The organism is Pantoea sp. CFCC18179 (genome assembly GCF_059412405.1).
Genome location: NZ_JBNBPM010000003.1, coordinates 229497 through 244263 on the forward strand (window position 1 = coordinate 229497; position 14767 = coordinate 244263).

At 50.9% G+C, this 14767-nt stretch carries 10 protein-coding genes; 9 read left to right on the plus strand and 1 reads right to left on the minus strand.

Annotated features, from left to right (window positions below; all coding sequences use genetic code 11):
- Window positions 1-404: 404 nt before the first annotated feature.
- The 3 genes from ACPUC7_RS08710 (at window position 405) to ACPUC7_RS08720 (ending at window position 5305) form a co-directional block, all read left to right on the plus strand.
- On the plus strand, window positions 405-1334 hold the full coding sequence (locus tag ACPUC7_RS08710) for a RepB family plasmid replication initiator protein (RefSeq protein WP_007886110.1): 930 nt from the start codon (window positions 405-407) through the stop codon (window positions 1332-1334).
- A 1792-nt stretch (window positions 1335-3126) separates the two neighbouring features.
- Complete coding sequence (locus ACPUC7_RS08715) at window positions 3127-4326, plus strand: AAA family ATPase (protein WP_494922595.1); 1200 nt, start codon at window positions 3127-3129, stop codon at window positions 4324-4326.
- Between the two features lie 7 nt (window positions 4327-4333).
- Complete coding sequence (locus ACPUC7_RS08720) at window positions 4334-5305, plus strand: ParB family protein (RefSeq protein WP_494922596.1); 972 nt, start codon at window positions 4334-4336, stop codon at window positions 5303-5305.
- A gap of 437 nt (window positions 5306-5742) precedes the next feature.
- Here ACPUC7_RS08720 and ACPUC7_RS08725 read toward each other — a convergent pair whose 3' ends face one another.
- Complete coding sequence (locus ACPUC7_RS08725) at window positions 5743-7674, minus strand: sigma-54-dependent Fis family transcriptional regulator (protein WP_494922597.1); 1932 nt, start codon at window positions 7672-7674, stop codon at window positions 5743-5745.
- 274 nt (window positions 7675-7948) lie between these two features.
- Here ACPUC7_RS08725 and ssuD point away from each other — a divergent pair, with 274 nt between their 5' ends.
- The 6 genes from ssuD to ACPUC7_RS08755 all read left to right on the plus strand — a co-directional run bounded on the left by ssuD (window position 7949) and on the right by ACPUC7_RS08755 (window position 14595).
- Window positions 7949-9121 (plus strand): FMNH2-dependent alkanesulfonate monooxygenase, encoded by a 1173-nt coding sequence (gene ssuD / locus ACPUC7_RS08730; RefSeq protein WP_494922598.1) that lies wholly within the window; start codon window positions 7949-7951, stop codon window positions 9119-9121.
- Window positions 9122-9135: 14 nt separating this feature from the next.
- Window positions 9136-10542 carry an FAD/NAD(P)-binding protein gene (locus ACPUC7_RS08735; RefSeq protein WP_494922599.1) on the plus strand — a complete coding sequence of 469 codons (1407 nt, stop codon included), beginning with the start codon at window positions 9136-9138 and terminating at the stop codon, window positions 10540-10542.
- 75 nt (window positions 10543-10617) lie between these two features.
- Window positions 10618-12012: an LLM class flavin-dependent oxidoreductase gene (locus ACPUC7_RS08740; protein WP_494922600.1), complete on the plus strand. Its 1395-nt coding sequence runs from the start codon at window positions 10618-10620 to the stop codon at window positions 12010-12012.
- Window positions 12009-13028 carry a methionine ABC transporter ATP-binding protein gene (locus ACPUC7_RS08745; RefSeq protein WP_494922601.1) on the plus strand — a complete coding sequence of 340 codons (1020 nt, stop codon included), beginning with the start codon at window positions 12009-12011 and terminating at the stop codon, window positions 13026-13028. The genes ACPUC7_RS08740 and ACPUC7_RS08745 overlap by 4 nt, the downstream gene beginning before the upstream one ends.
- Window positions 13025-13723: a methionine ABC transporter permease gene (locus ACPUC7_RS08750; protein ID WP_494922602.1), complete on the plus strand. Its 699-nt coding sequence runs from the start codon at window positions 13025-13027 to the stop codon at window positions 13721-13723. The genes ACPUC7_RS08745 and ACPUC7_RS08750 overlap by 4 nt, the downstream gene beginning before the upstream one ends.
- Window positions 13720-14595: a MetQ/NlpA family ABC transporter substrate-binding protein gene (locus ACPUC7_RS08755; RefSeq protein ID WP_494922603.1), complete on the plus strand. Its 876-nt coding sequence runs from the start codon at window positions 13720-13722 to the stop codon at window positions 14593-14595. The genes ACPUC7_RS08750 and ACPUC7_RS08755 overlap by 4 nt, the downstream gene beginning before the upstream one ends.
- Window positions 14596-14767 lie beyond the last annotated feature (172 nt).

Here is a 14767-nt window from a genome sequence, read left to right on the forward strand (position 1 = left end):
ATAATAGTGAGGAAGTTGTTCACTCTCAGTGAAGTAAAAGGATCTTTAGTCGACATGATTAAGGGTTTAAGGGGATCAGCCGCAATGTTGTGGCAATAGGCTTATTTTGCACAATCATGGATGCGCAAGCCGCCTCTTATCAGGAGTTATTAAGTTATACAGTGAATAGATCTTAAAGAAAGATCATAGAGAGATCTAAAAGAGATCCTAAGAGATCCCCGATCGTCGCAGGCCGCACCACACAAGGGCTAAGAAGGTGATCGAGTTCACTATAATCAGTAAAGTGTTCACTGTAGACAGTAGTTTATTCACTATAGAGAGTAGAATGTTCACTATAAACAGTGCTAATGTTCACTGTAATCAGAAAACGACCCCTTTAATCCACAGAATGAAGATCTCAGGCTATGGCAGATAAAGAGAGTGAAAACAAGGCGTTACTCGAGCCTTTTCTGTCGGTGACAAAAAACAGTGGTGAAGTTATTCAGCTCCACCCCAATAAAAATAACACCGTACAACCGGTCGCACTGATGCGCCTGGGTCTGTTTGTTCCTACATTGAAATCAACTGCGCGAGGTAAATCTGGCGCGATGGCTTCAACCGATGCGACGAAAGAGCTGAAGAACCTTTCACTGGTTAAATCGGAAGGCTATGAAAAGATTACCATTACCGGCGCAAGGCTGGATATGGATAATGATTTCAAAACCTGGGCCGGTATTATCCAATCGTTCTCGCGTTATCCCTCAAAGGGCGACACTGTGACGCTGCCGTTCATCGATTTCGTTAAGATGTGCGGGATCCCTTCGGCAAATTCGTCTGCTGCGTTACGTAAGCGTTTAGACGCTTCTTTACGACGCATCGCCACCAATACGTTGTCCTTTGAAGGTAATGGCAAAGCCTATCACACTCACTTGGTGCAATCGGCGTATTACGATCGTGAAAAAGATCTGGTGCGTATCCAGGCCGATCCTAAGTTGTTCGAGTTGTATAATTTCGACCACAAGGTGCTGTTGCAACTGCGGGCGATTTCTCGCTTGAAACGCAAAGAGTCTGCTCAGGCGTTGTATACCTATCTCGAAAGTCTGCCAACTAATCCTGCGCCAATTTCACTGGCACGTTTGCGTATGCGCCTTAACCTGGGTTCGAAAACCACGACGCAGAATCACGTGGTTCGTCGTGCGATGGAGCAGCTCAAAGAGATTGGTTACCTGGACTATTCAGAAGTGAAACGCGGCCGTTCGGTGTTCTTTATCATCCATAGCAGAACGCCAAAACTTGATGGCATCAGCAATCTCGAAAGCATCGATTCGCTGGAAGATATTGAGTTCGAAGAGTAACTCACCCCATTCACTGTAATCAGTATCACGCCTAATAGCCGTGTCACTTTTTCAGCAAAAGTGACACTCGCTCTCTTCTTGATATTCACTGTAATCAGCTTCGGGCGCTCATTCACTGTAATCAGTACTGTTCACTGTCATCAGCAAAGCCGCTGCTTAATGGGGGAGCTTGATGCATGCCGAGATATTCAATGTCCCTATTTTATGGCATTAAATTGATAGTGAGTACTTACAAGGGTGGTTTTCCGTTCACTACTTCTCTCTATTTGATGCTGTTTACTGATCACAGTGAACGTTGGGCTAATGCAATGCTTCTACTGATTACAGTGGATGGTTCAAGTTAAAGGAAGATACTGATTACAGTAAACGTTTATAGCTATCCTATTGTTTTTAATCATAACGATGCCTATCCAGCACTCAAATTCACTGTAATCGGTAAAGTAGCTGTTAATATAACCAGTAAAAGTGACAGGGTGGGTTACAGAGCTGATTACAGTGAATGTTGCTGGTGAAATTGGGCCTCAATTGCTCCCTTCTGTTCAGGCTACATACGCTTGAAAGTACAACGTCACGCTGTCACTGATTACAGTGAATTTTGTTCCCGCTCCCCTTCCCTATCCCTCTTTCATGCTTAGCATGGAGAAGCTAATTTTGTTGTTTGCTGATTATAGTGAACGCTTTTAACCAGTCGCATTATGCTATTCATTACTGAATACAGTGAACGTTTGAGGCTTGAGCACGGCAATGAAAGATGCCCAGCATAGGCCAGGTTGTTGCGAATAGGCCATCTATCTTAAAGTTGAATGAGCACCGCCAGTGGGTCACCATAAAGGGCGATCTTTCGTTTCTAGTGCGTGGTTATCGCTGTGAAAGCGAACTTGCTAAGCAGAATTGAAAGGTAATTTTATGGCTTACTTTCAGCCGATTTGAAGTCTGAATACAAAACCTAAATGCTGATTACAGTGAATGTTGCTACCTCGTTCGTATCGTTTGCTTAAGTCCTAACCTTCGAAGCCATCAAAACCCATCGTTGAAATGCCATCTACTGACTACAGTGAACGCTTCTCTAATCCATTCTGAATCGCTGTTTGCTGATTACAGTGAACGCGCTGAACATGCCATAACTTTTACTGATTACAGTGAATCTTCTCAATGCCAGGCAGATTTGACTTACTGATTACAGTGAATGTCGCACGCTAATGCGCTCGCTTATACTGACTACAGTGAATGTTGGTGATGCCTTGCAAAAGACGGCTTACTGATTACAGTGAACGTTTGTTTTTCAAGGCAGCATCACATTCCACAACTACTGATTACAGTGAATGTTATGGCACTCTCTTCCTCACATATTGCCATTCCCATAATCCTGTCTCGAATCTCATCTACTGATTACAGTGAACGTAAGTGGCCGTCTTGCTGATTACAGTGATTCTTCCACCGAATACAGTGAACGTTGGCGAAATCCGCACAGCATGAACTACTGATTACAGTGAACGTTTAAATGAAGAAAGTCCTGCGCCCTTCTCTCGCAAAATATCCCTGCTTCAATCTCAACTCACTCTGCTGATTACAGTGAATCTTTGAGGCAATCATTCCCCCAACGCGGTCTGAATTTGAGCGATTTATCACAAACGATGAAATTACCATCACTGATTACAGTGAATGTTTTGCTTAACTCGCTATTAATCAAGCCGTTTTCTCATAACGGATTGTTCCAGATTAGAAGAGATATATTTGCCTCATGTGCAGGATTTATGTATAAAGTCATAAATCCTACATGTGTGGAGCAAGTATGGCTAACGATGAGAAGCAAGTTCTGAAAGTTGCACAACGTTCAGAAAGAATGCTGATGAGCCTGACGGAACAAATCCAGGCGCAAAAAGAAGAGTTGCAAGAGAACACTTTTTACCAGGTTTACGCGAAAGCCGCGTTAGCCAAGCTGCCAAAATTGACGCGCGCCAGTGTGGATTACGCTGTCAACGAGATGGAAGAGAACGGTTATCCGTTTGATAAACGTGCGGCGGGCAGCTCGACCAAGTATGCGATGTCGATTCAGAACATTATCGATATCTATCATCATCGTGGCGTGCCGAAGTATCGCGATCGCCATCCTAATGCGTTTACCATGTTTGTCGGTAACCTTAAAGGTGGCGTTTCAAAAACCGTCTCCACCGTGTCGTTAGCGCACGCATTACGCGCGCATCCGCATTTGTTATTTGAAGATTTGCGTATTTTGGTCATCGACCTTGACCCACAATCGTCAGCAACCATGTTCCTCAACCATGAACGTTCGGTTGGATTGGTTGAAGCCACGGCGGCGCAAGCCATGCTACAAAACGTCAGTCGCGAAGAATTGCTTAACGAATTCATCGTCTCATCGATTATTCCGGGCGTTGATGTGCTGCCGGCTTCCATTGATGACGCCTTTATCGCGTCACGTTGGGAAGAGCTGTGTGCCGCACATTTGCCTGAGCAAAACATTCATGCGGTGTTGTACGACAACGTAGTGGCAAAACTGAAGAAAGATTATGACTTTATCTTTATCGACAGCGGCCCGCATTTGGATGCCTTCCTTAAAAACGCGATCGCTGCATCGGATTTGCTGATGACGCCGGTACCGCCAGCGCAAGTGGATTTCCACTCGACGCTGAAGTATCTGACGCGTTTACCCGAGCTGATTGGCATTATTGAAGAGTCAGGCGCTGCTTGCCGTTTGCAAGGTAATATCGGCTTTATGTCTAAGCTCTCCAACAAAGCCGACCACAAACTCTGTCACAGCCTGGCAAAAGAGATTTTTGGCGGCGACATGTTGGATGCAGCGCTGCCACGTCTGGACGGTTTTGAGCGCTGTGGTGAGTCCTTTGACACCGTGATCTCCGCCAATCCATCCACTTACGTGGGCAGCACCGAAGCCTTGAAGAATGCGCGTTCAGCAGCGGAAGATTTCGCTAAAGCCGTATTTGACCGTATTGAATTCATTCGCCTGAACTGAGGTTACTATGAGCGCAAAAAGAATCACCATTGGCCGCACCTTCAGCCAGACGCCTTTGCAGACAGAGGAAAGCGCCGACGGCCATTCTCAGACCTTCATTCTGTCGACGGGCAAACGTGCCTTGTTCACGCTTGAACACATAACTGCGAAAGAAATCGAAGAAAAAACCTTCGTTAAGATGGAAACCAACGGCCGCGACCAGTCTGGTCTGACGCCTGAGTCGTTGCGTGACATTATCCGTACCATCAAATTGCAGCAGTTCTTCCCGGCGATTGGCGTTAAACGTGACGATCGTATTGAGATTCTCGATGGTTCGCGCCGTCGCGCAGCGGCATTGCACTGCAAAACCGGGCTGGATGTGTTGGTGACAGAGGTTGCCATTACTGCCGAAGAAGCACGTCGTTTAGCGCAGGATATTCAGACCGCGCGCGAACATAACTTGCGTGAAGTGGGCATGCGTTTGCTGGCTCTGAAAGACGGTGGTTTGTCGCAGAAAGAAATCGCGCAGAGTGAAGGGCTGTCGCAGGCGAAAGTGACGCGCGCATTGCAAGCCGCTAGCGTGCCTCTTGAACTGGTCACACTGTTCCCAAACCATTCTGAGCTGACTTATCCCGATTACAAAACGCTGTTGCAGGCCTACGAGAAGTTGCAGGAAACCGGCCAAACGGTGGATGTGCTGATTGATACTATCGGCATGGATGTTGATACCGTTTGTGCTCGTGATGGTCTGGCAGAAGATGAAGTGAAGAATGGTATTCTGCGTTTGGTGCGTAACGGCAGCCAAACATTACTTCAATCGCCGGGTAAAGAAAAAGTGGTCGCTACGCCACTGTGGAGTTTTGCTGATAAAGATCGCTTCGCCCGTAAGAAAACGCGTGGACGTATGTTTAGCTATGAGTTTAATCGCCAGTCGAAAGAGTTGCAGGAAGAACTGGATCGAGTGATAAACGAGACGCTCAACAAATATCTTAACCAGTAAATCAAACACCGCCTCCGGGCGGTTTTTTTATGTCAGTTTCACAGCTTCGCCAGCGCAATTTCAGTGCTAAGTGCCTGAAATAGCAATCGTCTATGTTCGAATTTCAGGCTGAAATCGCCACGATTTAGCCAGTTTCACAACGCTACTAAACAATAATCATCATGTAAGTGAGGGCGAATTGACCAGCTGTTTGCTAAATCAGCAACAGCTTTAGTTAGGGATAAAAAGGCGTGAGTGCAGCATGAAATTTCATCTGCTCGCCGCAGTAATTTTATGGTTATCACTATGAATATAAACGATTTTTAAAATAAATTTCAGGCTGAAATCGCCAGTTTAAATCGACATTTCAGTCTAAAAGAAAAGTAACTGCCACCTATTAGCCAGATGATATTCAATGATTTATCCACAGAAAGCGTGGATAACTTTCTCCGGGAAAACTATTCAGCCAACGCCAATGCTGATGAATATTTCCAAATCGCATCACGCACTCGAACCGGCTTATTGATCAGCCCCAAAGCATAAAATCGATCGGCAATGATTTGCTGTTCCTTAATCACTTCAAATACCATGGCGCGGGTTTTGTGACTGCGGCGTGTGAGTGCCCTTTCAACTGAAGCCACTTCCAGGCCCAACTCCAGCGCTAGCATCACCGAAGCTTGATGGCGATGTTCATCTATAAATAAACCGGTTTGTTGCAAGCTCTCCACCAGCTGTTTAATGATGTCATCATGCTGTTCAACGTAATCCCGCCGGGCAAGATAGAATTGATGATTACGCACGCGCCCTTCACCATTGACTAAAACGCGCAATTCAGAATTACTTTCAGCCGCACTGAGTAGCGGATCCCACATCATCCACGCATCAACTGACAAATAATCACTGGCAGTCAGTGGATATTTGGGCGGTGCATAAATCACTTTTAACTCATCAAGCCCAATTCCCACTTCTTCAAGCAGTTGCAGCAGTAGCCAGTGAACGTTGGACCCCTTGTTCACCGAGATACGCTTACCGCGTAAATCTTCAACGCGATGAATATCGCTATCACGTGGCACCACGATCCCAACGCTGCTCGGTGCGGGCGGTTCCCATGCGATATAGGTCACTGCATTGCCACTGGCTTGCGCGAAGATGGGCGGCACTTCGCCGGTGGTGCCGAAGTCGATTTCGTTGTTTTGCAGTGCATGCAGCAATTGCGGACCGGCTGGAAACTCACTCCATAAAACGTTGATGCCCTGCTTAGCGAAGCAATGTTCCAGGCTTTGACGCGCCTTGAGCACGCCAAGATTGCCAAATTTCTGATAACCAATGCGCAATTCTCGCTCCTGTTCACCGCGTTGCGAGAGTGAAGCATTCGATGTCATAACTTTGCGGCGTCCTTTAATCATGCCTTGGTTGGCAAGATGAGTGCGTAAGGTATGGCGGCTGATTCCCAACAATGCCGCCGCTTGCGTTTGGTTCTGTTCGGTCATCGTCAAAGCATTGCTTATCAAACTGCTGATCACGCGATCAAACAGCTGTTGCGGCTGATGAGTGAGTTGCTGCTGAAGGAAACTATCCAAAGTCGAGTCGGTTGGCAGATTAAAGCCGCGTTCACTGTAACCAGCAATTCGCAATTGAGCGGGTGTCAGCGTCTCTTCACGACTCAGCAGCACTGCGTTGTGCAGCGTATTTTCGAGCTCACGAATGTTGCCCGGCCAACTGTATTCCAGCAAGGCTTCCAGCGCGTCGGGAGAAAGACGACGCGCTGGACGTGCTAAACGACGCGCATACAACGCCAGGAAATGTTGTGCCAGCAATGGGATATCTTCGCGACGCTGACGTAATGGCGGCAGCGGAACCACGGCGATGTTGAGACGATAAAACAGATCTTCACGGAAACGTCGCTCCCGAATCGCCTGCGCCAAATCTACGTGCGTAGCGGCAATGACTCGAACATCCACCTTGATTGGCTTACGTGAACCCACGCGCGTAATCTCTCGCTCCTGCAAGACACGCAATAGTTTTACCTGCAAAGACAAACTCAATTCGCCAATCTCATCCAGTAGCAAGGTGCCACCTTGTGCCGATTCAAACCAGCCGGGATGAGCTTGCGTAGCGCCAGTAAACGCCCCTTTTTCATGACCGAACAGTTCGGCTTCGGCCAGGCTTTCGGTTAATGCGCCGCAGTTCACTGCAAGGAAAGGCCCGTGACGACGCTGGCTGTGGTGATGCAGATAACGCGCCACCACTTCTTTGCCGGTGCCGGTCTCACCAATTATCAATACCGTGGCGTCGGTGGGAGCGAACTTATCCAGCAAAGATTGGAATGCCAGCGAAGCCGGATCGACTAAGCGTGGGGAATCGGTGTGATTGGCATAAGGGGTTAGCATGGCGAGCGATCCTGTAAAGATGATATCGCCAGGCTAAACCCACCGGCATTGCTTGAATACCAGGAAAAAAGCATAAGCAGTTGCATATGCAGCAATTGCTGTTGGGCCAATGTTGCAATTGCAACGGCTTTAATCAAAGGATTGATGGCTAAGTGTCTGAAATCCAGTAACTCACAGTTTTTTCAAAGCTGGCACGTTTCTCGCTAATAGCCATATAACTAAATAAGCAGTCAAAAATGATCATTTTTTAATAAAGTTATATAGGAAAAGCATAATGGCCGATTCCGCGAACGAGAAAATTAACGTCTTTTGGTTTTTACCGACTCACGGCGATGGACGCTATCTTGGCACCACAGAAGGCGGACGTCAGGTTGATTTGGCCTACTTACAGCAAGTGGCGCTCGCCGCCGACAATCTCGGCTTCTACGGCGTTTTGATTCCGACTGGCAAAAGTTGTGAAGATTCGTGGTTGGTGGCTTCAGCGTTAGCGCCGATTACGCGCCGTCTGCGTTATTTGGTTGCCGTGCGTCCAGGGTTGCAGCCGCCGACACTCGCGGCGCGTATGGCAACCACGCTTGATCGCCTGTCAGAAGGACGTTTGCTGATTAACGTGGTGACCGGTGGCGATCCGGTCGAGAACAAAGGCGACGGCATCTTCCTCAATCATAGTGAACGTTATGAAGTCACCAAAGAGTTTCTCGACGTCTATAGCCGACTGATGCGCGGTGAGAAGGTCGATTACCACGGCGAACACATTCACGTTGAAGGCGCGGAAGTGTTATTCCCACCGGTGCAGGAAAATGGCCCGCCGCTCTATTTTGGTGGTTCCTCGGATGCAGCCATCGATGTCGCAGCTGAACAGATTGATACCTATTTGACGTGGGGCGAACCGCCAGCGCAGGTTGCGGAGAAGCTGGAAGTGGTCCGCGCGCGTGCGCAATCGCGAGGACGTAAGCTGGAGTATGGCATTCGCTTGCACGTCATTGTGCGCGAGACCGAGGAAGAAGCCAAAGCCGCAGCGCAAAAGTTGATTGCGCATCTGGATGAAGAGACTATTGCGCAGGCGCAGAAAATTTTTGCGCGCATGGATTCGGCGGGCCAGGCGCGCATGAGCGCACTACATAATGGTTCGCGCGATAATCTCTACATTGCGCCAAATCTGTGGGCGGGCGTCGGCTTAGTGCGTGGCGGCGCGGGTACAGCATTGGTTGGCAGCCCTGAGCAAGTAGCAGAACGCATTCGCGAATATCAAGCTTTAGGTGTGACTAACTTTATTCTGTCTGGTTATCCGCATCTGGAAGAGGCGCATCGCGTCGCCGAGTTGCTGCTGCCATTATTGCCGCTGGCGAACGCTCAACAGCAGCGCGCTCGCACCGTTAACACGGGTCCCTTTGGTGAAACCATTGGTGGCGATAAACGTCCTTCGAAACAAACGAGCGCGAGTTAATGCAGGAGAAGGCGATGGCTACGGCACATGTGATCATTGTGGGTGGAGGATTCAGCGGAACGGCGCTGGCGATTCATCTCGCCCGGACCTCCGCAGTGAGTTTACTGATTACAGTGGTCGAACCGCGTGATCAGCTTGGCGGCGGCGTTGCCTACTCCACCACCGAACCCGCGCACCGCATCAACGTACCCGCTACACGCATGCAGCTGAGCGGTGAGGAGCAGGGCGCGTTTGATCGCTGGTATCGCCAGCAACCCGAATGTTCACTGGATTCAGTAGCGCATTGTGCCGATGGATCGGTTTATCCGCAGCGCGGCATGTTTGGCCGCTATCTGGTGCAGCAGTTCGCACATGCGCAACAGCTACATCCGCATGTCAAAATGCGTCATGTTCAAGCCAGCGCTGTTGCCTGGGAAGGCGAGCAGTTACTGCTGAGCAATGGCGAGACATTACAAGGCGACGTACTGGCATTAGCTATCAGTCATCCGCCGCCAGCATTACCGCGTGGGCTGCAACCTTTCGCGCAGCATCCCGCCTTGATCGCTAATCCGTGGCAGCATGGCGCGTTAGATGCCATCCATCCAGATGCATCGGTAGCGATTATTGGCACCGGTTTGAGTATGGCGGATGTTGTCGCCTCACTCGACACACGTCAGCATCGTGGCCCGTTAATCGCCTTCTCGCGCCGTGGACAGCTTTCTCGCGCCAATTTAAGTGGTGAGTGGCCTGAATGGACGTTAGCGCCGCAGAATGCGTCCAATGCGCGTTTATGGCTACACCATATTCGTGCCGAGGTAGCGCGAGCGGCAGAACAGCAATTGCCGTGGCAACGTGTATTGGATCAAGTGCGCGTGCAAGGTCAGGACATTTGGCAATCGTTGCCGTTACAAGAACAGCAGCGTTTTGTACGCCATTTACGTTCGTGGTGGGATGTACACCGTTATCGCATTGCGCCGCAGGTGGCTGCGGTTATCAGCGCCCGTCAGCAACAAGGCAGCTTAAACGTAATGGCTGCGCGTCTCAGCAACATCGTCGACCACGGAAAGCAATTGGCGATCACGCTGCATCTACGTGGCGGCGGCATCGAAACGCATCCAATTGATCATCTGATCGTCACCACAGGACCGGGCCATGAGGCGCTAACCGACAGTCAGCCGCTGCTGCAATCGCTGAGCCAGCAAGGTTTGATTCGACCCGATTCGCTCGGTTTTGGCATTGATGTCGATCGGCACTCGCAAACGTTGGATTCCAACGACCAGCCAAATGCACGTTTGCTGGTGGTTGGCCCCGCCGCACGCGCACGCTTTGGTGAATTGATGGGGCTGCCGCAAGTGGCCGATCACGCGGCTGCGGTGGCACAAACTATTCTGCAAGAACTGCAAATCGCTCACGCCGAGCGATGTCCCCCTTCAGCGCACTGATTCTTTCAACTTCCTAAAAATTAACTGACGAACGCCGGGTCGTAGCACGATCACGGCCTCGCTATGGAGTTTGCTATGCCATCGCAACGTGAAATTCGCTTGAATGCATTTGATATGAACTGTGTTGGACACCAATCGCCGGGCCTGTGGGCGCATCCGCGTGACCGCTCTTGGCAATACAAAGATTTGGAATATTGGGTTGATTTAGCGCGCCTGCTGGAACGCGGCAAATTTGATGGTCTGTTTATTGCCGATGTGCTGGGCATTTATGACGTGCTCAACGGCAATGGCGATGCGGCGATTCGTCAGGCGACGCAGGTGCCGGTCAATGATCCGCTGGCGTTAATCACGCCGATGGCGCTGGTCACCGAACATTTGGGGTTCGGCCTTACCGCGTCGTTATCATTTGAGCATCCTTATCCGTTTGCGCGTCGTCTCTCAACGCTCGATCATCTTACCAAAGGGCGCGTGGGCTGGAATATCGTCACGTCGTATCTTGAAAGTGGCGCACGCAATATTGGCCATCAAGCGCAAACCGATCATGACAGCCGCTACGATTACGCCGATGAGTATCTGCAAGTGGTTTACAAGCTGCTGGAAGGCAGTTGGGAGCAAGATGCGGTGCTGCGCGACCGCGAGCGTCGCATCTTCAGCGATCCGCGTAAAATCCATCCTATCAATCATCAGGGCACGTTTTTTAATGTGCCGGGGATTCATCTGTGCGAGCCATCGCCACAGCGCACGCCGGTTTTATATCAAGCCGGTGCGTCGAGCCGCGGCAAACAGTTCGCCGCTGAACATGCCGAATGCGTGTTTGTCGCCGCGCCATCCAAAGTGCTGCTGAAGAAAACCGTGGCGGATATCCGTCGCCGCGCAGCAGAAGCCGGGCGCGATCCTTACAGCATCAAAATCTTTAACCTGCAAACCGTGATTGTAGGCGAAACCGATTTGGCGGCGCAGGCCAAATGGAAGGATTACACCCAATGGGTTAGCTACGAAGGCGCGCTGGCGCTGGTATCAGGCTGGACCGGCATCGATTTCGGCCAATATCAACCGGACCAGGTGCTCAAATACATTCACACCAACGCCATTCAGTCGGCGGTTGAAACCTTCTCCACCGCCGATCCCGATCGCCAGTGGACAGTGAAAGCACTGGCAGATTGGGTCGGCATCGGCGGCTTTGGCCCGCTGATTGTCGGTAGCGCGCAAACCGTGGCTGACGAATTACAAAGCTGGGTGGAAGAGACCGATGTTGATGGTTTCAACTTCGCCTACGCGCTGACCCACGAAACCTTTGAGGATGTGGTTGAGCTGCTGATTCCGGAACTGCAAAAGCGTGGCGTGTATAAAAAAGAGTACGCAGCAGGCACATTGCGCGAGAAGTTATTTGCCGCCGGTCCGCAGCTACAAGCGCCGCATCCGGGCGCCGGTTATCGGGTTAAAACCTCTGTCACGCAGGAGGTTTTATGATTGAGATCGACCAGTTGAGCAAACATTACCGGGCGCCCGATGGCCGCGTTACCGAGGTACTCAAATCCATCAGCCTGCAAGTGCCGCAAGCCAATATTACGGCGGTGGTTGGCCCAAGCGGCGCGGGGAAATCCACGCTGGCGAAATGCATCAGCCTGCTGGAGCAACCCAGCGCTGGCAGCATCCGGGTGAACGGCAGCGATCTGTCGCGTCTCGATGGTGGCGCGTTGCGTCAGGCGCGTCGTTCGATTGGCACCGTATTTCAGTCTTCGGCGTTACTGCAGCGCAAAACCGCTTGGGAAAACATCGCCTTGCCGCTGCATTATCTCGGTGTGATTGAGCGCGACATAAAAGCACGCGTCGGCGAACTGCTGGAAAGCGTGGGTCTTAGCCACAAAGCCAACGCTTATCCGGGCCAGCTTTCGGGCGGCCAGCGACAACGGATTGGCATTGCCCGCGCACTGGCGTTACGCCCTTCGGTCTTGCTGGCAGACGAAGCCACTTCGGGACTCGATCCACAAGCCACCGTCACCATTCTTGATCTGTTGAAAAAGCTGCGCGACGACTACAAGTTAGCGATTGTGATGATCACCCACGAGATGGATGCGGTAAGGCAAGCCGCTGATGCGGTTGCGGAAATTCGCGATGGGCAGATTGTGCAATACGGCGTAGTGCGTGAATTGCTGGCACAGCCGGATTCCGCCTTGGGTCAGCGCTTGTTCCCGCTGGCCTCACAATCCAGTGATGCTGAATTAGTCCTCCAGCTCAGCTATCGCACCGATGTTACGGTCGCCAGCGATTGGATTTCTCGCCTTAGCCAGCAGTTTGGATTGCGCATTGACTTACTCGGTGCGCACGTCGAGCATTTCAACGGCTTGCAGGCGGGACGCTTACAGGTTGGCATTCACTTTCAGCATGAGCGCGTGCCGCTGGCGCGTTTGCTCGCTCAATGTGAGCAACTGGGTTTGGTGGCTAGCGTAGCGGGAAGTGTCTTTCCGCTAAGGGCGGTGGTATGAGCGTATCGGTAATGAGTCAGGACACGCCGTGGCCAGAAATTCCGTCATTGATGCTGCCCGCGTTAGGGGAAACCGCCTTAATGGTGGCGATTGTGATGCTGTTTGTCGTCTCTTGCGGCGGTGCGGTGGGTGTGGTGCTGTTCAACACTTCGCTACGCGGTTTGTTCCCACATCGCGGCATCCATCGCGTATTAAGTTGGATCGTCAATATGGGGCGTTCGTTGCCGTTTCTGGTATTGATGGCGGCAATCATACCTTTCACCTTCTGGCTAACCGGCACCACTATCGGCATTCCTGCGGCAGTGGTACCGATGATCGCTGCTGGAATTCCGTTTTTTGGTCGTTTAGTCGATAACGCGCTCCGCGAATTGCCCAGTGAAGTCACCGCCGTGGGATTGGTGTGCGGCGGCTCGCGTTGGCAAATCATCCGATCGGCGCAGCTTAGCGAAGCATTGCCTGCCATTGTCGCGGCGGTGACGCTCAATCTGATCTCAATGATTGAGTACTCGGCGATTGCCGGGACTATCGGCGCAGGCGGCATCGGTTATCTGGCGGTGGTGTACGGCTATCAGCGCTTCGACAATCACATCATGATCGCCACCATCGTGGTGCTGATTGCCTTAATCCAAACCATCCAGTTTCTCGGTGACCGCCTGGTCGCCACATTGCGCCATCCTCAGGGGACTTCACTATGACAACACAAGATTTTGAACTGCGTAAAACACGCCGTTGGCCGTGGCTACTACTGATTACAGTGGTCGTTGTACTCGCGGCAGGCGGTTGGTTCTGGCGCACGCAACAAGCGCAGACCGTGGTTTTCGGTACTACGCTACAAGTGCACTTCGAACCGGCGATGGCGGGAGAGCAGAAGCTGATCGAGTACGTTGGCGAACATATCGCGCCTGATTACGGCCTCAAGCTGGAAGCGGTAGGCGTGCAGGATCCGGTGCAAGCCGACCGCGCCGTCGCGCAAGGGCAATATGCGGCAACGGTGTATCAGCATCAGTGGTGGCTTAAGCAAGTGGTGGATGCCAACGGTTTTGCGCTAACGTCCGCGCTGCCGTTGTTCCAATGGGCGTTTGGTATCTACTCCGATCGTTATAAATCGGTAGCGGATTTACCTCAGGGCGCCACCATCGTGGTGCCGGATGATGGCGCAAACCAAGGCCAGGCATTATGGCTGTTGGCGCGACAGGGACTGATTACGCTTGATCCCAACGTCGAACCGCGCACCGCTAAGCTGAAAAACATCGTTGGTAATCCACATGGTTTTGTTTTCAAAGAGTTGGATTTACTGACCATGCCACGAGCGCTAAATTCGGTCGATGCGGCAATTGGCTATGTGTCGCAATTCGATGCCGGTAAAGTGCCGCGTGAAAAAGGCATTCTGTTCCCGCCTGCGCCACGTACTTTCGCGTCGCAGTTAGTGATTGGTACGCCTTATCTGCAACAAGAAAATATCGAGAAACTCAAACAAGCCTTCTCCGATCCGCGCGTGCAGCAATGGCTGAAAACCACCGACGATCCGCTAGTTAAAGGTGTATTGGTGCCAGTTTCCGCCGAGTAATGATTCTCAATCGATCACCCGGATTCGCCTGGCGTTTCCGGGTTTTTGCGTTGCTTAAAAATAAGTTTATCTAATTGATATTATTGTAAATTAATATCAATTATTGTTGTTTTGGCTAAGCCAATAAAGCGCTTATAACAACCTCACCTGCACTACAAAACAACAACGTGAG

Coding starts and splice junctions, on each gene's coding strand:
- ACPUC7_RS08710 (WP_007886110.1), top strand. CDS start 405: ATGGCAGATAAAGAGAGTGAAAACAAGGCGTTACTCGAGCCTTTTCTG.
- ssuD (WP_494922598.1), top strand. CDS start 7,949: ATGGCCGATTCCGCGAACGAGAAAATTAACGTCTTTTGGTTTTTACCG.
- ACPUC7_RS08735 (WP_494922599.1), top strand. CDS start 9,136: ATGGCTACGGCACATGTGATCATTGTGGGTGGAGGATTCAGCGGAACG.
- ACPUC7_RS08740 (WP_494922600.1), top strand. CDS start 10,618: ATGCCATCGCAACGTGAAATTCGCTTGAATGCATTTGATATGAACTGT.
- ACPUC7_RS08745 (WP_494922601.1), top strand. CDS start 12,009: ATGATTGAGATCGACCAGTTGAGCAAACATTACCGGGCGCCCGATGGC.
- ACPUC7_RS08750 (WP_494922602.1), top strand. CDS start 13,025: ATGAGCGTATCGGTAATGAGTCAGGACACGCCGTGGCCAGAAATTCCG.
- ACPUC7_RS08755 (WP_494922603.1), top strand. CDS start 13,720: ATGACAACACAAGATTTTGAACTGCGTAAAACACGCCGTTGGCCGTGG.
- ACPUC7_RS08725 (WP_494922597.1), bottom strand. CDS start 7,674: ATGCTAACCCCTTATGCCAATCACACCGATTCCCCACGCTTAGTCGAT.
- ACPUC7_RS08715 (WP_494922595.1), top strand. CDS start 3,127: ATGGCTAACGATGAGAAGCAAGTTCTGAAAGTTGCACAACGTTCAGAA.
- ACPUC7_RS08720 (WP_494922596.1), top strand. CDS start 4,334: ATGAGCGCAAAAAGAATCACCATTGGCCGCACCTTCAGCCAGACGCCT.